Source organism: Euhalothece natronophila Z-M001, assembly GCF_007904085.1.
Taxonomy (GTDB): Bacteria; Cyanobacteriota; Cyanobacteriia; order Cyanobacteriales; family Rubidibacteraceae; genus Halothece; species Halothece natronophila.
In genome coordinates this window covers 2,903,034-2,921,990 of record NZ_CP042326.1, presented here as the reverse complement: position 1 = coordinate 2,921,990, position 18,957 = coordinate 2,903,034, and the positions used below count along the sequence as shown (strand labels likewise).

22 protein-coding genes are annotated in these 18,957 nt (G+C 40.9%); 11 read left to right on the top strand and 11 right to left on the bottom strand.

All coding sequences use genetic code 11. The annotated features are described in order from the left end of the window. Positions 1–26: 26 nt before the first annotated feature. Positions 27–869: a M20/M25/M40 family metallo-hydrolase gene (locus tag FRE64_RS14420; protein ID WP_146296867.1), complete on the bottom strand. Its 843-nt coding sequence runs from the start codon at positions 867–869 to the stop codon at positions 27–29. 296 nt (positions 870–1,165) lie between these two features. Here FRE64_RS14420 and FRE64_RS14415 point away from each other — a divergent pair, with 296 nt between their 5' ends. The 5 genes from FRE64_RS14415 (at position 1,166) to FRE64_RS14395 (ending at position 2,781) form a co-directional block, all read left to right on the top strand. Continuing rightward, on the top strand, positions 1,166–1,465 hold the full coding sequence (locus tag FRE64_RS14415) for a ferredoxin (RefSeq protein WP_146296866.1): 300 nt from the start codon (positions 1,166–1,168) through the stop codon (positions 1,463–1,465). A gap of 96 nt (positions 1,466–1,561) precedes the next feature. Then, the gene (locus FRE64_RS14410) at positions 1,562–2,029 is read left to right on the top strand and encodes a chemotaxis protein CheW (RefSeq protein ID WP_146296865.1); all 468 of its coding nucleotides are present in this window, start codon (positions 1,562–1,564) and stop codon (positions 2,027–2,029) included. Positions 2,030–2,118: 89 nt separating this feature from the next. After that, positions 2,119–2,382, top strand: a complete 264-nt coding sequence (locus FRE64_RS14405) for a hypothetical protein (protein WP_186708856.1) — start codon at positions 2,119–2,121, stop codon at positions 2,380–2,382. Next, a complete protein-coding gene (locus FRE64_RS18340; RefSeq protein ID WP_146296864.1) occupies positions 2,366–2,620 on the top strand; it encodes an IS1/IS1595 family N-terminal zinc-binding domain-containing protein in 255 nt (84 codons plus the stop codon). The genes FRE64_RS14405 and FRE64_RS18340 overlap by 17 nt, the downstream gene beginning before the upstream one ends. Next, on the top strand, positions 2,617–2,781 hold the full coding sequence (locus FRE64_RS14395) for a hypothetical protein (protein ID WP_222597832.1): 165 nt from the start codon (positions 2,617–2,619) through the stop codon (positions 2,779–2,781). Before FRE64_RS18340 ends, FRE64_RS14395 begins: the two co-directional genes overlap by 4 nt. 19 nt (positions 2,782–2,800) lie before the next feature. Here the strand turns inward: FRE64_RS14395 and FRE64_RS14390 are convergent, their stop codons facing one another. Beyond that, the gene (locus tag FRE64_RS14390; protein WP_146296863.1) at positions 2,801–3,373 is read right to left on the bottom strand and encodes a PIN domain-containing protein; all 573 of its coding nucleotides are present in this window, start codon (positions 3,371–3,373) and stop codon (positions 2,801–2,803) included. A 5-nt stretch (positions 3,374–3,378) separates the two neighbouring features. Further along, positions 3,379–3,849 (bottom strand): helix-turn-helix domain-containing protein, encoded by a 471-nt coding sequence (locus FRE64_RS14385; protein WP_146296862.1) that lies wholly within the window; start codon positions 3,847–3,849, stop codon positions 3,379–3,381. Between the two features lie 206 nt (positions 3,850–4,055). Here FRE64_RS14385 and FRE64_RS14380 point away from each other — a divergent pair, with 206 nt between their 5' ends. Beyond that, entirely contained in the window at positions 4,056–4,280 is a 225-nt protein-coding gene (locus tag FRE64_RS14380; protein WP_146296861.1) for a ribbon-helix-helix domain-containing protein, read from the top strand. Beyond that, positions 4,267–4,602, top strand: a complete 336-nt coding sequence (locus tag FRE64_RS14375) for a type II toxin-antitoxin system PemK/MazF family toxin (RefSeq protein ID WP_146296860.1) — start codon at positions 4,267–4,269, stop codon at positions 4,600–4,602. Before FRE64_RS14380 ends, FRE64_RS14375 begins: the two co-directional genes overlap by 14 nt. Here FRE64_RS14375 and FRE64_RS14370 read toward each other — a convergent pair. The 3 genes from FRE64_RS14370 to uvrB all read right to left on the bottom strand — a co-directional run bounded on the left by FRE64_RS14370 (position 4,591) and on the right by uvrB (position 8,533). Beyond that, complete coding sequence (locus FRE64_RS14370; protein WP_146296859.1) at positions 4,591–5,871, bottom strand: ATP-binding protein; 1,281 nt, start codon at positions 5,869–5,871, stop codon at positions 4,591–4,593. The two genes, FRE64_RS14375 and FRE64_RS14370, sit on opposite strands and share 12 nt — an antisense overlap. Before the next feature lie 56 nt (positions 5,872–5,927). Continuing rightward, positions 5,928–6,263, bottom strand: coding sequence for a hypothetical protein (locus FRE64_RS14365; protein ID WP_222597831.1), 336 nt, complete (start codon positions 6,261–6,263; stop codon positions 5,928–5,930). A gap of 272 nt (positions 6,264–6,535) precedes the next feature. After that, entirely contained in the window at positions 6,536–8,533 is a 1,998-nt protein-coding gene (gene uvrB / locus FRE64_RS14360) for an excinuclease ABC subunit UvrB (RefSeq protein WP_146296858.1), read from the bottom strand. Between the two features lie 114 nt (positions 8,534–8,647). Here uvrB and FRE64_RS14355 point away from each other — a divergent pair, with 114 nt between their 5' ends. Further along, on the top strand, positions 8,648–9,139 hold the full coding sequence (locus FRE64_RS14355) for a WbuC family cupin fold metalloprotein (protein ID WP_146296857.1): 492 nt from the start codon (positions 8,648–8,650) through the stop codon (positions 9,137–9,139). A gap of 31 nt (positions 9,140–9,170) precedes the next feature. On the opposite strand, the gene FRE64_RS14350 is transcribed toward FRE64_RS14355, so the two are convergent. Continuing rightward, entirely contained in the window at positions 9,171–9,539 is a 369-nt protein-coding gene (locus FRE64_RS14350; RefSeq protein WP_146296856.1) for a four helix bundle protein, read from the bottom strand. Between the two features lie 191 nt (positions 9,540–9,730). On the opposite strand from FRE64_RS14350, the gene FRE64_RS14345 reads away from it, so the two are divergent. After that, positions 9,731–10,174: a hypothetical protein gene (locus FRE64_RS14345; RefSeq protein ID WP_146296855.1), complete on the top strand. Its 444-nt coding sequence runs from the start codon at positions 9,731–9,733 to the stop codon at positions 10,172–10,174. Between the two features lie 36 nt (positions 10,175–10,210). On the opposite strand, the gene FRE64_RS14340 is transcribed toward FRE64_RS14345, so the two are convergent. From FRE64_RS14340 to FRE64_RS14325, 4 genes are all read right to left on the bottom strand, one after another. Beyond that, a complete protein-coding gene (locus FRE64_RS14340; protein ID WP_146296854.1) occupies positions 10,211–12,409 on the bottom strand; it encodes a phosphoketolase family protein in 2,199 nt (732 codons plus the stop codon). Positions 12,410–12,742: 333 nt separating this feature from the next. After that, positions 12,743–12,934 (bottom strand): DUF6887 family protein, encoded by a 192-nt coding sequence (locus FRE64_RS14335; RefSeq protein WP_146296853.1) that lies wholly within the window; start codon positions 12,932–12,934, stop codon positions 12,743–12,745. Beyond that, positions 12,931–13,116 (bottom strand): DUF6888 family protein, encoded by a 186-nt coding sequence (locus FRE64_RS14330; protein WP_146296852.1) that lies wholly within the window; start codon positions 13,114–13,116, stop codon positions 12,931–12,933. Before FRE64_RS14330 ends, FRE64_RS14335 begins: the two co-directional genes overlap by 4 nt. A gap of 130 nt (positions 13,117–13,246) precedes the next feature. Beyond that, a complete protein-coding gene (locus FRE64_RS14325) occupies positions 13,247–14,437 on the bottom strand; it encodes a bifunctional sterol desaturase/short chain dehydrogenase (RefSeq protein WP_146296851.1) in 1,191 nt (396 codons plus the stop codon). 160 nt (positions 14,438–14,597) lie between these two features. On the opposite strand from FRE64_RS14325, the gene FRE64_RS14320 reads away from it, so the two are divergent. Beyond that, positions 14,598–16,010 (top strand): glycosyltransferase, encoded by a 1,413-nt coding sequence (locus FRE64_RS14320; RefSeq protein ID WP_146296850.1) that lies wholly within the window; start codon positions 14,598–14,600, stop codon positions 16,008–16,010. Between the two features lie 127 nt (positions 16,011–16,137). Continuing rightward, a complete protein-coding gene (gene secA / locus FRE64_RS14315; protein ID WP_146296849.1) occupies positions 16,138–18,945 on the top strand; it encodes a preprotein translocase subunit SecA in 2,808 nt (935 codons plus the stop codon). Positions 18,946–18,957 lie beyond the last annotated feature (12 nt).

Here is an 18,957-nt window from a genome sequence, read left to right as displayed (position 1 = left end):
TGACCAATGACTAATGACTAATATTATTATTTCCAGTTTCTTAGTCCTGTCATTAATCCCTCACAAACACCAGTTAAAAAGTCTAAATCTAATGTATCTATCGTATCACTGGGCTGATGATAATGAGGATTGCGCATAAAAGATGTATCTGTCACCATAATGGCTTTATAGCCTTGATCCCAAAAAGGGGAATGATCACTGAGGCGAGTTGCTGATAAATTCTTTCCTGAAAATGGAACAGATAACCACTCACTCGGTGTACCACTCTTTTGCATTTGACGACTAAAAAATCGAGCATCGGTCATCGTCCTTAAATTACTAATAAAAGCAATGTAGTTGCCAGTATTAGGATAAAGTTTTTCTAATCCCGGCGGATATTCTTGGGAATCTGGTTCATGACAACAATAACCTAACATTTCTAGAGAAAACATTAAGCGAATTTTCTCTTTTTTCTCTTTCAATTCTTCAACATACGCCTGACTTCCTACCATGCCATACTCTTCTAAATCAAAGGCAACAAATCGCAACGGAACAGAGGGAGGATTTTCACTAAACTCTCGCATTAACTCTAATAAAACCGCAACCCCAGTGGCATTATCATCCGCCCCTGGCGTACCCGGAACGCCATCATAATGAGCAGCAAGTAAGATCGGAGGATTAGAAGAAGCGTTAGCAGGTGCAATATTGAGAATGTAATTGATATGCTCATTGCCCTCAAAATCAAACTCGTGAGTTTCTAGATTGCCCCATTGCCGAAACTGCTGGCTAAGGTATTGTTGAACATAAAAATGCCCCTCACTACCAAAATAGGGATGCCGATCGCGCACAATTTCTGCTAGATGCTGATTTAGTCGCGCTTTTAAATCCATGAAAAACCTATAAACTGTAGCCAAATATAATTATAACTAATCCTAATCTAATCCCAATATAGGAAAAATTATGAGAGACTTAAAACATTGAAATCCTTGCCACACAGCTTATTGAGAAAGTATTGCTACTTTAATACTTGGGACTCTACCCTAAGATAGGGATATAAGTAAAACTTATTTAATTAAAGATTAATTCTCTCATTTCTAATGCTCCCTGTACAATTGCACATTTTCTCTTAGTATCAGAAATGAGGCGATATTAAATCTCATTGCTGTTATAAGGAGAAACTAAAAATATGGCAAGTTACAAAGTCACTTTAGTGAACGAAGAAATGGGACTCAATGAAACCATCGAAGTCCCTGATGATGAATATATTCTTGATGTAGCTGAAGAAGAAGGACTTGACCTCCCCTATTCCTGCCGTGCAGGTGCTTGCTCCACCTGTGCTGGTAAACTACAAAGCGGAGAAATTGATCAATCTGACCAATCCTTCTTAGATGATGATCAAATTGAAGCTGGCTATGTTCTCACCTGTGTAGCATATCCTGCTTCTGACTGCACCATCATTACTCACCAAGAAGAAGAACTCTACTAAGGTGACGCTGAGTTGCCCTGTTCAATAGAATAGAAATACTCCTCTGCCGAGGGTGGGGGAGTTTTTATCATTCTACTAAATAAAACAGCTTCCATTATGCCCAATATCACTGAAACTAGCGAAAAGACCCTTAGAGTGATTGTCTTTACCCTTGGAGATTATTACTTTTCCCTTCCCATTAATGCCATTTTGCAAGTAACTGAAACCCCTTCTGAGATGACCCAGCACTTTGAGGGGTTAGGGTTAGTGATGCTAGAAAACAAAAGCATCATGTTACTCAACTTACATCCTAAACTAGCCTATCAATCTCAACCATCTCAAAAAGGAGAGTTTCTAATTCTCACTCAAACTCGTCAAGGGGATTTATGTGGCATTCCTGTAGATAGCTTACCGAATATGATGGAGTTATCGGCAGATTTCATTCAACCTCTTCCGAAAGCTTATCGTCAGACTAATTTATATGATGTAGCTCCCTTTGTTACCTTTGTCCAATTTGAAGGGAAGGAAGAAAAGGAAGCAATTTATTTATTGGATGTGGATGCAGCAGTAAATTTTCTGAGTTAGTCACCTTAATGTGTTGATTACGAATCCTTAAACTACTCTTAACGAGGGGATCAAAAACTTATGATAGTCTTTGGTTGGGGTAAAAATTTATGGGTACTGTAATCGGTACTCAAGTAACCAACATGGCTTTACTGACAGAATTACCAACCTTTCCGGAAAAATTAACACGACTCCCTTTTAGTCGCTATGATTGTCTCCCTGTTCGTCAGGATGTTCTTTGGTCAATTGAATGGGGAATTGTTCGCACCTTTACTTGTAATCAAGAAGGGGGAATAATTATTCTTGGCTATTGGGGAAATGGTGATGTTGTTGGTAAACCGGTAGTGCTGAATAGTAATGATACAATATCTTGAGAGATTGAAGTTAACGAAAAAATTAGCAATGAATTGCCCAAAATGTTACTCTTCCAAATTTGTCAAGAATGGACATACGCATTATGGAAAACAGCGCTTTCGTTGTCAACATTGTGGGCGACAATTTGTTAATAATCCTTCTCGTCAACCGATTTCCCAATTTGGGAAGAAGATCCGAGCCAAACTCCTCAGGGTAAATTTGGTGGGGCAAGTCAACAGTTTTCCTATGAAGAAATGAGAGAGATAGGAGAAAAAACACTTCAATTTAATGGTTGTCAAATTAAAACCCGCTGGGATGACAAATTAGATACTGTGATTGTTGAAGAAATGGATGGAACTCCTATTCCAAGTTCTACTGCTTTTTCCTTTGTTTATCCCGCATTCTTTGGAGAAAGTTAATAGATTTCAGTCCAATCGGTTAAACTTGAAACCATAATTTGCGTAGTCGGGAAACACTGACAGCAAGTTGCTGTTTGGTGAGAATGTAAAGATACTCGTCAACGGATTTGGGAGGATTTTTGAGACGGGCATGGCAGGCTTTAACCGCTTCCACGACTGCATAAAAATCTAAGTCAATTAAATCTATAATAAAGTCATCAGGATGCTGTGCTTCCATTTCATATCGAGTGAGTACAGAAGCTGGAAAATCCCTTAAGTTCATGGTCACAATGACATCAACCTCTCCTTTGATGGCTGCTGCTAAAACATGGCGATCATCAGGATCGGGTAAAGTGAGTGCTGGGATTAACTCCTCATAGTTTTTAATGAGACAATCTGGAACATGACGATTCATCAACTGACGAGTATGATTGAGTTGGGTTCGGGTTAAATCGGGACGATTCTTTAAAAGGTTTCTTATCCATTCTTCATGGATTTGTTCTGTCCAACGGGCGCGATAGAGATCTGTAAGCGCCAACTGCATGAGTAAATCTCGTAAGGGAGCAGGATAGAGAACGCTGGCATCATACAAAACAGTCAAAGATGAGGGCATAACGGCTAATCGTAGCCCAGATTTAATGCTTGGGCTTGTGCTGTCAGTTCATCAAGGGCTTCCATCCGTTTTTGATTGATATTTTCCTTATACCGCATCAAATCCTCAAAACGAACCCGACGATGAGTGCCCACCTTGTGAAAAGGGATTTCACCCGCTTCTAGGAGTTTCACCAAATGGGGACGCGAAACATTGAGCAGGTTGGCAGCTTCTTGGGTGGTTAGTTCAGCAGGAATGGGAACAACCGTAACCGCATTCCCTTGAGCCATTTGACTAAGCATCTCTGTGAGCAAATGAAGAGCTGAAGCAGGAAGCTCGATCGCGTTTTCTTCCCCGTTATCATCCACGATTTTAAAGGTGCGTGTTGTTCCGTTCTGGGGTAGGTGAGCGGCTAAAGTACGGCTACTTTGTTGGGAGAGTTGAGTTTCCGATTCAGAAGGTAAGCGGTGTGGAATAGATTCTGTGGGAAGAGACATAAAAATTTGGTTTCCCTTATTCGCAATAAACGAAACATATTACTTCCATCTTAACCAAAAAAGCGGTTTGAGGTAGCATAAACCACCACTTTAACGCCTTAAACCCATCATCATACTCTTCAAATGTTATCCTTTAGAAGGCATCCTATACTCTATGCCATTGTTATTAGTCATTGGCTTACAAACAATAAATGACGAAGGATAAAATGGAATCGCAAAAACTTTCTATTTCCTTATCCCCAGAGATGGTTGCTTTTATCGAGGATTATCAGCAGAAAACTCGGTGCCAATCTCGTTCTCAGGTTATTGCGGAAGCACTCTCCTTATTAAAAACGCAGGAACTGGAAAAAGCGTACCAAGAAGCCTCTGCTGAACTCGATGAAGCATGGGAAAATACAGCAGGAGATGGGTTAGGGGATAAAACGTGGTGAAATTTACTATGCTGCCCTCGATCCTGTCATTGGTTCAGAATCAGCTAAACGCTGCCCCGTATTGATTGTAAGCAATGATATTAACAATCGAGTCGCGGCTACTGTGACTATTTTGCCCCTAACTTCACAAGTAAGCAAAATCTATCCCTTTGAAGTGTTTTTACCTCCTGAAAAAAGTGGTTTACCTAAACCTTCTAAAGTCCAAGCCCAGCAAATTAGAACCATCTCAAAACAGCGGCTTCAAGGCAATCAAATTGGAAAATTAGAACCATCTCTAATGCAATCAGTTGATGCAACGATTAAATTACATCTATCTCTGTGAGGATAACTCACCCTGTAGAAAATTAATAAACTGTCTCGCACTGCGCCCAGAACGTCCATTATGGCGAGTTGCCCACTGTTTCGCCCGAAACTCCAATTCTTCTTTTGACAACGAAATTTGTGCTAACGCTGCCAAATGATGCACAATACTTAAATAAGTCTCCTGATTAGCTGGTTCAAAGGTTAGGGTTAAGCCAAAGCGATCGCTGAAGGATAACTTCTCCTGTACCGTATCCCACGCATGAACCTCATCTTGATCACTAGGGCGCGGGCGATCTTCAAAGAATTCACGGATTAAATGACGACGATTGGAGGTAGCATAAACCACCACATTTTGGGCTTTCGCTGTGACACTTCCTTCTAAAACCACTTTTAAAGCCTTAAACGCATCATCATCCTCTTCAAAAGAGAGATCATCCACAAAGATAATAAACTTCTGCGGTTGCCCTCGCAATTGCTCTAAAATAATCGGTAAATCCTTTAATTCCGACTTAGGAACTTCTACCAGCCGTAACCCCTGAAACCGATACTGATTTAATAAGCCCTTCACCAAAGAGGATTTTCCTGAACCGCGACTGCCATAAAGGAGAACATTTAGCGCCGAATATCCCCTTAAGAGAAACTCTGTATTTTTTTCTAAAGTTTCCTTTTGCCAATCATAGCCCACAATTTCATGGAGTGTAATCGGATCAGGATTAGAAATTCCCACTAATTCACCCTTTTGCCAAGTAAAGGCATAATATTGAGCGAAAATCCCACAGCCATAGGTTTGATAATATTGCGCCAATTGCGGTAAGACTGACTGCCATCTTTCCGTATTATGGAGAAAATGATCAGCTTGAAAACTACTTTCCCAAACTGTGGGGGAGTATTTTAACTGACAAGCAGTTTTGACTAATAAACTTAAACTCTTACCACTCAAATTATAGAGAGATTTTAAGGCATAAAGATCATTTTGGGCAGCTTCTACTAAAGCAGGGGGTAATGCTTCTAAAGCAGTAAACTGGACTTGTCGAGAAAATGGATTTTGATCAGATAAAATGCGATTAACTAAATGAGATTGCCAAGTTTGATTAGCATCTGCCAGTAGCTTAAAAAACTCGCCATAAGCACTGAGGCAAGCATTGCGATGATCATTATGATGTAATCGGTGTAATAGTGCCAAAAGCGCTTGTCCAATTTCATCAGCTAACACTGATTGATAAAGCAATAGAGACGCTGCATCTTGTAATAAGCCACTTACAGAAGGGCGAGAATAATCAGAAGACATTAATTTTGTTATTCGTTACTTGGTGATCTGCTATAGCAATCCTAGATCAGTATTATTTAATTATTATAATCTTTGTACAGTCGGTCAGTTAACCGTTTTGCTTGCTTACGCGTAAACTCACTGACAGTGGGATTACCAAATGGATCAATTGCTCCCTCCATTCTTTCCCATAATCCACGGGGAACTGGAGAAACTTTAAAGCTGCGATCGCTGTTTCTTTCTACTAAATACCATGTTACCGCTTCACACTCAGGACACCAAAAGGCTTCTATCCACACATTTGTCCGAACCGCCGTCCGAGTTGCAAGGACGAGGGTTGCTGTTTTCTTTGTCATCCCTTGTTCTTGTAAATGTTCTGGGCGATCTGCGTAAATGGGGTACTTTTGACTCACACTGTCTAGGTAGCAACCATGATGCGGACAATAAATAGCTCGTCGCTTGGAACGTTTCCGATTTCGGTCACACCTTCTCCCCAATTCGACCTCCTTCTGTAAACGACAAGATGAAAGGCTATGTTTAGAGGGGCTGATATCATGGAGACTATCAAAGCCCACTTCTAAATTACAGTTTTCTTGTTATCTTCGATTAATTGTAGTAGAAGTTGACGTTGTTTGTTTCTTTATGTTCCGAAATTTAACGAATAACAAATCAAAAATGCTAGATGTTACTTTCTTAAAAGTTTCTCCCTTAATTTCTTAACGCGATCGCGCAAATTAGCTGCTTTTTCAAACTCTAGATTCTGGGCTGCTTCTTTCATCTCGGCTTCCAATTGTTCGACTAATTGCGGAATTTTATCCAATGGTAGATCATCCGCTTGCTCATAGACCATTTCTAGCTGTTGGGCATTCAAACGGCGAGAAATATCCAAAAAGGATAAGATAGAATTACTTTGGGCTTTTACAATCGATTGTGGGGTAATTCCATTTTGCTCATTATACTCCATTTGAATCTTGCGCCGTCTTTCTGTTTCCTGAATGGCTCTTTCCATGCTCTCAGTTAAGGTATCAGCATACAAAATTACCTGTCCATCCACATGACGCGCCGCTCGTCCCATGGTTTGAATTAAAGACCGTTCTGATCGTAAAAAGCCTTCTTTATCTGCATCTAAAATGGCAACTAAAGACACTTCGGGCAAGTCTAACCCTTCTCTTAAAAGATTAACACCAATTAAAACATCAAACGTTCCTTTTCTTAAATCTTGTAATATCTCTATACGTTCAATGGAATGAATTTCTGAGTGTAAGTAGCGCACTCTTATTTCTCTTTCTTGGCAATATTCAGTTAAATCTTCAGCCATTTTTTTAGTTAAAGTAGTTACTAAAACTCGCTCTTCTTTTTCCGCCCGTTGCTGAATTTCTCCTAATAAATCATCAATTTGTCCTTCTGTGGGACGTACAAACACTTTTGGATCTAAAACTCCAGTTGGACGAATCACTTGTTCTATAATATTGCCATTTGATTCCTCCATTTCCCAATCCCCAGGAGTTGCTGAAACAAAAATACATTGATTCACCTTTTGCCAAAATTCTTCTGCTTTCAAAGGACGGTTATCGGCTGCACTGGGAAGCCGAAAACCATGATCAACTAAAACTTTTTTCCGCGATTGATCGCCATTATACATTCCTCTTAACTGGGGAACGGTTACATGAGATTCATCAACAACTAATAACCAATCATCAGGAAAATAATCCACTAAACACTCTGGGGGATCACCTGCTTCTCTTCCTGCTAAATGACGGGAGTAGTTTTCAACTCCGTTACAATATCCCACTTCTCTCAGTAATTCTAAATCATATTTGGTTCTTTGTTCTAATCGTTGTGCTTCTAATAGTTTTCCTTCTGTTTCCAGTTCTTCTAATCGTTGCTTTAATTCTGCTTCTATATTTTGACAGGCAATTTCTAATTGATCATCAGGAGTAACAAAGTGACGGGCCGGATAAATATTCAGTCCCCCTAAACTTTGTAAAACTTCTCCCGTTGTTGGATCAACATAACGTAAACTATCAATTTCATCGCCAAAAAATTCTACGCGAACAATGCGATCTTCATAAGCAGGAACAATTTCTAATACATCTCCTTTGAGACGAAATTTTCCTCGTCCCAATTCGGTATCATTGCGAGTATATTGAACAGAGACTAAATCTCTTAATAACTGACGCTGATTGATCTCTTCTCCTAATTGAAGTGGAATCGCTGCGTTTAAGTATTCTTTCGGCATTCCTAAGCCATAAATACAACTAATGGAAGCTACGACAATGACATCTTTGCGTTCAAACAGCGATCGCGTTGCTGAATGTCGCAACATATCAATTTCATCATTAATAGAAGCCGATTTTTCAATATAAGTATCAGAGACGGGAATATAGGCTTCGGGTTGATAATAGTCGTAATAACTGATAAAATACTCTACAGCATTATTAGGAAAAAATTCTCGTAACTCATTACATAATTGCGCCGCTAGGGTTTTATTATGGGCTAACACTAAAGTTGGTTTTCCCAGTTTTTCAATAACATGAGCAATGGTAAATGTTTTTCCCGTTCCCGTTGCACCGAGTAAAGTTTGAAAGCGGTTATTTTTTTGTAAAGATTCGGTTAATTGCGCGATCGCGATCGGTTGATCTCCCGTGGGTTTGTAAGAAGATTGTAGATTAAATGTTGACATAAAAAGTTTTTCCTTTGTTGTTTATCCTTCGTCCTTTATAATCAATTCTCAATAACTAATAACATTGGTAGAATCAACTTGAAAAAATTAGGTATTTAATATTAAGAAAATTCTATGAACCAATCAGCCATCAAACTCCTTAATCAATCGCTAATTAATACTGTGGCTAAAGAGGCGATAAACAGTGAACGCCTGCGAAAGAATTATAACTTCCATGAACTGCCCGATACAGTGCAACGGTTTGTGAATATTATGCAACCTGGAACCTATGTTCGACCACACCGCCACACCCGTCCTGAAAATAAAAATGGCTTTGAATTTTTCCTCATGCTTCAGGGAAAAATAGGAGTATTATTATTTGATGATCAAGGAAATATTACTCATCAAGAACAACTAGGCGAGGAATCAGAGAATTACGGAATTGAGATTGCTGAAGGAACATTTCATACGCTTGTTGCGTTAGCTCCCAATACGGTAATGTTTGAACTGAAAGAAGGGCCCTATATTCCCACCAGTGATAAAGACTTCCTTCCTCAGTTTCCCCATGAAGGAAGCAGTGAGGCGCAAAAGCAAGTTAAAAACTGGGAAAGTCTCTTTTGCTATTAGTCATTAGTCATTAGTCATTAGTCATTGGTCATTAGTTATTAGATTTACCAATGGAGTTTAGATATGCGTTTAATTTTGGGGCTAATTCATCAACAAGCTGCTTTAATCTATTTAATTGTTCTTGAGTTAAGAGTTGACGATAGTAAGCTCTTCTTAACCAATGTTGAGTTTCATATAACGACCCTCTTGCTATTTTGACAAATCGCTTATTGTCTTGAAAGCTACCTCTTCCCAATCCTTCAGCAATATTTGCCCCAATGCTATCGGCAGAGCGAATTATTTGTTTTCCGACAGTATCTTTTTCTAAGGGTTGCCACTGTCTAACAATCTTCCAAATTTCTTCTGACAAGTCTTCCGCTAGTCGATAAACCTTCAAATCCTGAAATCGTTGACTTACCATTTTGAATTAATTAATCATGTAAAATGTAATCTAGCAAACAACGAAGGACAAACAACGAAGGACAAAGGACAAATTTGTACGCCATGCCCATAATTTCCTATAATAGAGGCAAACCCAAAAAAAACATAAAGGTTTAAACTCAGTATTGAAAAACTGTTTAAGTAGGGAATACACCATTAAGGAAATTATTTATGAGTGAACAAGAAGCCCAAGAATTTGCCACCCTAGAAGCAGAGGAGGAACAATCAACTCAGGAAGCCTCACAAACGACTCAAACCCAAGAGGAAACTAAACCTGCCACGGGTAACCAACAATCCCTTGCTCTGAAAACCATTGGGAATCGTCCAGTTGGTACTGAAGGGTTAAAAGTCTTTGGAACTTACCGTACTATGGGGGGTGACCGTCCAATTTTGGCGAGTGACCTCCAAGTTGTTGAGAGTTTCCGTACGATGGGAGGAGAACGTCCCGTTTTTGCTACCCAATTACCGACAGTGGGAAATTTCTACTCTTCTGGAAGTCGTCCCATTGGGGTCAGTACCCTCAAAATTACAGAAAGATACTCTAACTTTGGGAATCGTCCAGTTGCTTCTAATCAAATTGATGATCCCGGTTTATTAATGGGTTACATTGATTAATCTTTTGTCGGTGGGCCTTGCCCACCCATTGAGAAATTAGCTTAATAAACTAACTGCTCGCTTCACAAAGTTTTCTGCTGTTAAGCCATTAATTGCCATCACATCATTCGCACTGGCTGCGGTTTCTCCTCGCTTCCAAGCTAAGGTATCTCGGGGACAGGTGCTACGTAACATAATCGGCTCTAACATGGCACTAGAACCGCCTGTAATCCCAATTAACGCATCTCCTTGAAAAAGGGTATTAAAGTCAGCATCACTAATAAACTGTGTATCAGCTTCAGCACAGTTTTCTGTTGCCACATCGCTAGGACGATAAAGACGACGGGGGCTAATGACAGAAACCACTTTTGAACCAAGGCCTTGGGCTTCTAACTGGTTGGCTGCTTCTAAAGCTGGCATTAATGTCATATCACCAATTACGGCTAAAACCACCATTTGATTACCGGGGGTTTCTTGAAGGATAAACGCACCTTTTTCTAATCCTTCTTGCGTTTGTTGGAAGGTACTGCGAACCGGTAAACCTGATTTAGAAGCGGTAATGGTAATCCCTTTATTTTTGGTGTTTAAAGCCCATTCATAACAAACTTGGATACTATTGGCATCACAGGGGAAGAGAGGAAAAATATTGCCATTTCGCATCATCCCTGCAAAATAGTTTTCCACTTCTGGGCGTTGGTGTGTCCAACCATTGCGCCCTTGTTCTAATGCCCCAGCCGTAAATAGGGTAATAGTAGAAGGGGTTGCCCGTCGTAATTCTGCCATGGCTTGGGTAACGGTTTGCCATATTGGTAGTCCATTAATTGCAAATGATTCATAAGAACACCATAAACTTCTTGCTCCCATTAAAGCAGTAGAAGCGGCTAAACCAGCACAAGCATCTTCACTGAGAGGTTCATAAACTTGTCCTTGCGGTTGTTGGAAATAGTCCTCATCAGCAGTGGGATGGATAATTTTTAGGGCTTGATTGATATTATTAATACCAGAGGCAGCATTACCATCGGCGTTAGAAACAATAAAGTTAGGGTCTTGTTTTCCCACATGAGCCACTAATGCGCCCATCGCGGTAGTAGCTACTTTCTTCTCACCACCCACAGAGTATTCTTCTTTAGGCAAAGTTCCGACATCAGGAAGGGGAATTTCTTTTTCTGTAACAACCGTTTTAGAGGCTGAACCACCGCCAGCACGGGTAAAGTTATTACGAACTAATTCCCAAGCCTCAGGGGTTAAAGCACGTTCTTTTAAGGCGTTAACAATATAATCTTTTTCGACAGTATCTCCAGGATAAAGGTTATGAGATTTTGCGCCACGTTTATGGACACCTGTTCCTTTGAGTTGTTTGATAATTAAGACAGTTAATTTACCATCTAATGCTGATTGAGCAGCTTTAGCGGTGTTTTCTAAAATAGCTTGGGTAAAGGCAAGCCGTTGCTTAAAGGAAAAGAGACTGCTATCTACATAGTCTCCTGTTTGGTTGGCATCATCATAGTCTTTGGCATCTACTAAGATGACTTCTTGGAAATCATTTCCTGTAAAGTAGCGTTTCATCTCGTCATTGGTTTTAGTAGAAACCATGCTGTGATGTTCTTGGGAGTAGCCATTCCAAACCAGGATAGGAAGGAAGTTTGTCACATTGGGGTAAGCGGTATGGAAATGAGCAATACTCGACATGACATAAGGTTCACCAATTCCCCCATCACCAATTGTTACAGGAAAGAGAGTATCAGGATGGAGTCTTGCCGCTGCCATGGCGAAATGTTGCCCTTGTCCGAGAGGCCCTGCTGGGTTCAGTAAGCCTGGAATTTGTCCTGAAAGGTGTCCTAAGAGTCCATGAGTTTCCCGAAATCGATCGCGCAATTGTTGCACGGTTTCAATTCCCATGTCTTCTAAGGAACGGTCTAAAAAGACATTACTATAAAAGCCTGGGGCATGGTGTCCCACTTCGGTAATAATGTTTTTGTACCCTAGCATCATCAAGGCGGCAATTCCTTCAGCAATACTGGCAAAGCCACCGGGGTGTCCTGATTGTTTGGAAGCGGTGATTTGTAGCGTGAGGTAACGCAGGGCTTCTGCTCCTAAGAGGGTTTGATAAACGGCTTTGGGATCGCTGGGAGAACTGATTTTGGTCTCTCCTTGCGCGATCGCGCTTTCTTGTCCATAAGTCTCAAATTCGGGAATACTCTCTGCAAAATGTTGAATCCCTTGGCAAAAGGCAGGAATAGTACTGGCAACTGTCATTCGGTTTGCTTCCTTTTTACTCTTTTCAGCACGATAGTTATGTCGATCTTACAGTTTTCTGGGGCAACACTGACCAATCATTCTCTAGCAAATTCCTAGATTGTTCCCATAGATTATTTTCTATCCTTTTTTTTCGGAAAAGGTGAATTTTGTGGTAAAATTATAAGTAATAGATGTTAAGCTGTGGTTTCACAAAGAAGCCTTACCGCAAACATCTACCCTGCCTCGAAATATTTTAATTAATTAGAAAGACTAAACTTAAAGTCAATAGAAATCAGAATTTCTTATATTTAATTCCCTAACATCACTTAACACGCCACGAATTTCATCGCATTAATTATTGGTTTGATTAGGATTAGTCTTCTGTTTAAGGAGTTGTTTAAATTCGTCTAATGATGAGATTTTCTGCTTTGGAGAGTGATCTAATTTTTGGAAGAAAATCTCCCAAGCATTGTCATCATTGGGGTTACGGCGAAGATAGTCTCTAACTTCTTTGCGACTCATTTGCTCTAGTTGGTCAGTCATGGTCGATCTAATTCTCCAAATTCGTCAATTATGATTTCCAATTCTTCATCTAAACTGGTTACTGCCAAAATATAAATTATTTTTCTTGTTTCATCAAACCTAAATAGTTCAATTGAACAAAGGGTAGTGGTAAGGTTTTGAGAAATCGCTACACTGGTGAGGGCTTGTTCGTTAGTAACCATTCTATTTCATTTCTATAAAATATCCACATTTGCGATAAAAGTGAAGTTACCTCATTGTGAATATTACAAAGTCTTAAAACCAACCACTATCCTACTATTCCTTGTTCCCTGTTCCTTCTTCGATTTTCCGTTATGTTTTAGACGAAAACAACCGAAAATACAGAGAAACAAAAAACTCTTTTAACGGAAAAATTAAATAAGTGAACGGATTAATCGTGACAACAATATTGCGAAAGTCACGCACCGCCAAATTAACAATTTGTTTTGCTACCCAAGACCCTGACATCACGCCAAAAGGATTCAGTTTACTTTTAAATGGCCCCAAAATAATTTTCCGAATTACACAAGGAGAATCTAACCGACGCAACGTGACTAAATCTCCCAATGTCCGTTTAGAAAGCTCATAAAGGGGACTAAGAGCAGGGCTAACTTCTGCTTCAGAGGTGTTTACCCAAACTTCCTTACAGGCTTTATCCTCATTGGTTCTAATTGTGGTTAGAAACGACTCTAATAATCGCCAGCTAGAAAAGGCATTAACCTCATAAGAACATTCGATCGCGCTTGGAGTTCGCTCCCCATAAACATTCACCCCATGATTGAGAATTAAAATATCAATCTTTTCTAACTCAGAGATAATTTCCTCTTCGTGACCCAGTTTCCAAGTAATGGTGTTGACTTCGCTGTGATCTTTTAGAACTACTGATTCCGATTTGGAAGTCAAAGCAGTGACCTTAGCACCGCGATCGCGCAATGCTTCTAACAACCCCTTCCCTAACGTTCCTGAAGCACCCGTTACCGCCACTCGTTTTCCTTTCAGTGAAATTGAATTACCTAGCAATTTATCTAAAATCGTGAACGTACTACAATAATAAGCCCTTTGGTCATCAAAATGATGTCGCCAATGATAAGGACGATTCACAAACCAACGACCTGGCAACTTAGTAAAAGCCCCCGGACGATGGGTAATATCGGTTAATTCATCAACATAACTCCAGCCTAGTCCTCGCCCGATCGCGCTAATTAAAAAGAAGAACGTATAAACCGTCCCTGTGAGACCAATCCAGTGAGACGTGAGGAAAAAGGGTAACAAACTTGCCGCCAACATAACGCTATGTTCAGGGACATCATTTTGCCACTGAGAGCGACGGTACAACGCTGGATCAATCACAGTGAGGTCGGGACGAAACACACGATGGTGAATATTGTGCAAGCGATAAAGGGGTTTCCAAAAGTGAGATAATAAATGATAACTATCTCGAACTAACTCCACCCAAACTACACTAAACAGCGCGATCGCGCCCCATTGCCATTCTATTAGCATTTTCTCCTAACCAACCTTACAAGATGTTAATCCTAAAAAAACAAGCTATACTCGCAAAAAACTATGATATAACCCTAAATTTACTAAAATTTAAGTTTTATTATCTAAAGTTAAGATAGAGGTAGAGTAACTACCCTGTCAATCATCTCCCTAAACCTATATGCCACAAAATCCTTGGACAGACAACAATTCTTACGAAGAGTTAAACCCAATTGAAACCCTATTATCAGACTGGTCTGACGTAGATAACGACGAAGAAGACTGGAGTTTATATCTGCAAGGAATTGGTGGCAGACGCTGGAAAGCCGCAGTAACCCTAATGATGGTTTGGGGGACAACTATTGCCCTGCACTTGCTAGCTTGGGGATCATGGTTAGTTTTAGGAGTAACCATACTATTTAGTATACAAGTTGCTCGTATTATCTGGAGTTCTCCCACTCCTTCGCCTCAGCCCTTACCACAACAAGATCTAGGCAATGCTCCTACTGTTTCCATATTAGTCGCCGCCAAAAATGAAGAAGCAGTCATTACCGAATTAGTGGAAAGCCTATGTCATTTGGACTATCCCCAAGATAAATATGAAATTTGGATTATTGACGACCACAGCACTGATCAAACCCCTGCTTTATTAGATCAACTTGCCCAGTCCTATAAACAATTAAGAATTTTACATCGACCCGCCAACGCCACAGGAGGAAAATCAGGGGCATTAAACCAAGCCCTTAGCCTCAGTCAAGGGGAAATTATAGCTGTCTTTGATGCTGATGCTCAAATTCCAGAAGATCTTTTGCGCCACGTTGTTCCCTTTTTCCAACAAGCTAGTATGGGGGCAGTACAAGTACGAAAAAGTATTGCCAATGCAGGATTAAACTTCTGGACAAAAGGACAAGCTGCGGAAATGGCATTAGATAGTTATTTCCAGCAACATCGCGTTAGTTTAGGGGGAATTGGCGAACTGCGAGGAAACGGTCAATTTGTCCGCCGTCGCGCCCTTGCCAGTTGTGGGAAATGGAATGAACAAACCATTACTGATGACTTAGACTTAACCATTCGCCTACACTTAGATCAATGGGAGATTGGGTTTCTCTCTCATCCCAGTGTGCAAGAAGAAGGAGTCACTAGCGCGATCGCGCTTTGGCATCAAAGAAACCGTTGGGCAGAAGGAGGCTATCAACGCTACCTCGACTATTGGCGTTGGATCATTCGTAACCCCATGGGCTTTAAAAAAACCCTCGATTTAAGTGCCTTTCTTCTCTTCCAATACATTCTTCCCACCGCTGCTATTCCCGACTTTCTCATGGTCATAGTTAGGCAAAATCCCCCCCTTTATTTTCCCGCTACTGCGATGATGTTTACTCTCTCAATTTGGGGAATGTTGCGAGGAGTACAAACCACCAGCGATACCCCTAGTATCAATACCGCCATCCGACAAACCCTCCGTGGCACTATTTATATGCTGCATTGGTTACTAATTATTCCCAGTATGACCGCTCGCGTTGCCGTTCGACCGAAAAAACTAAATTGGGTAAAAACTACTCATCAAGGACAAGAGGAACAACATTGCGAGACTTAACAAGCACAACTTCGCCAAAACACTTAACCTGAGCGTATTACCACCTAACAATAAAGAAATGGCAATGATAACATAAATATCAGAAATAAAATAATAAACTCACTTATAAATTAACCCTCACCCAACTATGTTCCTGAAAAAATTACTTGGCGATCCCAACGAGCGTAAACTTAAAAAACTGCAACCCATTGTCACCGAAGTTAATCTTTACGAAGAAGATATTCAAAAACTCTCCGACGACGAACTGAGAGGAAAAACCCAAGAATTTCAAGAAAAACTAGCCCAAGCCAAAAACGAAAACGAAGAAAAGGAAATCATAGAAGAAATATTACCCGAAGCCTTTGCCGTGGTTAGAGAAGCAGCAAACCGAGTTTTGGGCTTACGGCATTACGATGTGCAGATTTTAGGGGGAATTGTTCTCCACAATGGCGAAATTGCAGAAATGAAAACAGGGGAAGGAAAAACCCTCGTAGCAACCCTTCCCTGTTATCTCAATGCCCTTTCTGGAAAAGGGGTTCATGTGGTTACGGTTAATGACTACCTCGCCCGTCGTGACTCGGAATGGATGGGACAAGTTCACCGTTTTCTCGGGTTAAGTGTGGGCTTAATTCAACAAGGAATGTCTCCCAAAGAACGGCAAAAAAACTATGCCTGTGACATTACTTATACCACTAACAGCGAGCTAGGCTTCGACTATCTTCGGGATAATATGGCAACTTCCCTCGAAGAAGTAGTACAACGCCCCTTTAACTATTGCATCATTGACGAAGTTGATTCCGTTCTCATTGATGAAGCCCGTACTCCTCTCATTATTTCGGGTCAAGTGGAACGTCCCACCGAAAAATATATTCGCGCCTCCCAAATCGCAAAAGAACTAGAAAACGAGGAACATTACGAAGTTGATGAAAAAGCGCGTAGTGTTCTCCTCACCGACGAAGGGTTTGCGAAAGCCGAAGAACTGTTAGGCGTAGAAGATTTATATAATCCCGAAGATCCTTGGGCGCATTATGTCTTTAACGCCATTAAAGCCAAAGAATTATTTACCAAAGACGTTAACTACATTGTCCGTAACGGGGAAGTGGTCATTGTTGACGAATTTACGGGACGAGTCATGCCCGGACGACGCTGGAGTGATGGCTTACACCAAGCCATTGAAGCTAAAGAAGGAGTAGATATTCAAAAAGAAACCCAAACCCTCGCCAGCATCACCTATCAAAACTTCTTCCTCCTCTATCCCAAACTTTCAGGGATGACAGGCACGGCAAAAACTGAAGAAGCGGAATTTGAAAAAATCTATAGCCTCAGTGTCACCATTATTCCCACTAACTTACCCCTCGCCCGTAAGGATCTGTCAGATCTGGTTTACAAAAATGAACGAGGGAAATGGAAATGCGTCGCTGATGAATGTCAAGAGATGCACGAAAAAGGTCGCCCTGTGTTAGTGGGAACAACCAGTGTCGAAAAATCAGAACTCCTCTCCAACTTATTAGACGAGCGAGGATTACCCTATAATGTCCTTAATGCTCGTCCTGAAAACGTAGAACGGGAATCAGAAATTATTGCCCAAGCAGGACGCAAAGGCGCAATTACCATTGCCACCAACATGGCAGGGCGAGGAACTGACATCATCCTAGGGGGAAACCCCGACTACATGGCGCGCTTAAAAGTTCGGGAATACTTTATGCCCAAAATTGTTATTCCTGAAGATGATGATGACTTAAGTGTAAGTGTCCCCGGAAATAAAAAGCGCAATCGCGGACAAGGCTTTGGCAAAGACCAACAAGAGAAAAAGAAAGTTAAAACCTGGCGGGCTTCCCCACAAATTTTCCCGACAGAATTACCGAAAGAAACAGAACAGCGATTAAAAGAAGCCGTGGATTATGCTGTCCAAGAATACGGCTTACAAAGTTTACCGGAACTAGACGCAGAAGAAAAAGTGGCGGTTGCTGCGGAAAAAGCCCCCACCGATGACCCTGTTTTACAAAAGTTGCGGGAAGTCTATCGAGAAATTTATCAAATTTATGAAGACTATACCAGCCGTGAACATGACGAAGTGGTAGAACTCGGTGGCTTGCACGTCATTGGAACTGAACGCCACGAATCTCGTCGTATTGATAACCAGTTACGAGGACGCGCTGGACGACAAGGTGACCCTGGTTCAACTCGCTTTTTCCTTAGTCTAGAAGATAATCTCTTGCGTATCTTTGGCGGTAATCGCGTTTCAGGAATGATGAACGCCTTTCGGGTAGAAGAAGATATGCCCATTGAATCTGGCGTATTAACCCGTTCTTTGGAAAATGCCCAGCGTAAAGTGGAAACGTTCTACTATGACACCCGTAAACAAATTTTTGAATATGACGAGGTAATGAATAACCAACGTCGTGCTATTTATGCCGAACGGCGACGGGTATTAGAAGGAAAAGACTTGAAAGACCAAGTTTTAGAATATGCACGGCGCACCATGGACGATATTGTCAATGCTTATGTCAATCCTGAGTTACCTCCTGAGGAATGGGATTTAGAATCCATGGTGGCAAAAGTGAAAGAGTTTGTATATCTTCTTGATGATTTAGAACCCTCACAACTAGAAGATATGACGTTTGGGGAAATGAAAAACTTCCTGCATGAGGAAATTCATAAAGCCTATGACATCAAAGAAGCAGAAGTAGAAAAACTGCAACCGGGATTAATGCGTCAAGCAGAACGCTTTTTCATGCTACAGCAAATTGATAATCTCTGGCGGGAACACTTACAAGCCATGGACTCCCTGCGCGAATCAGTGGGCTTACGAGGCTATGGACAGCGCGATCCCTTAGTCGAGTATAAACAAGAGGGATATGAAATGTTCCTAGAGATGATGATTGATATGCGTCGCAATGTAGTCTATTCTCTCTTCCAATTCCAACCCCAAGTGCAACAAGCGCAAACAGTTTAAGTTTGGGAAAAG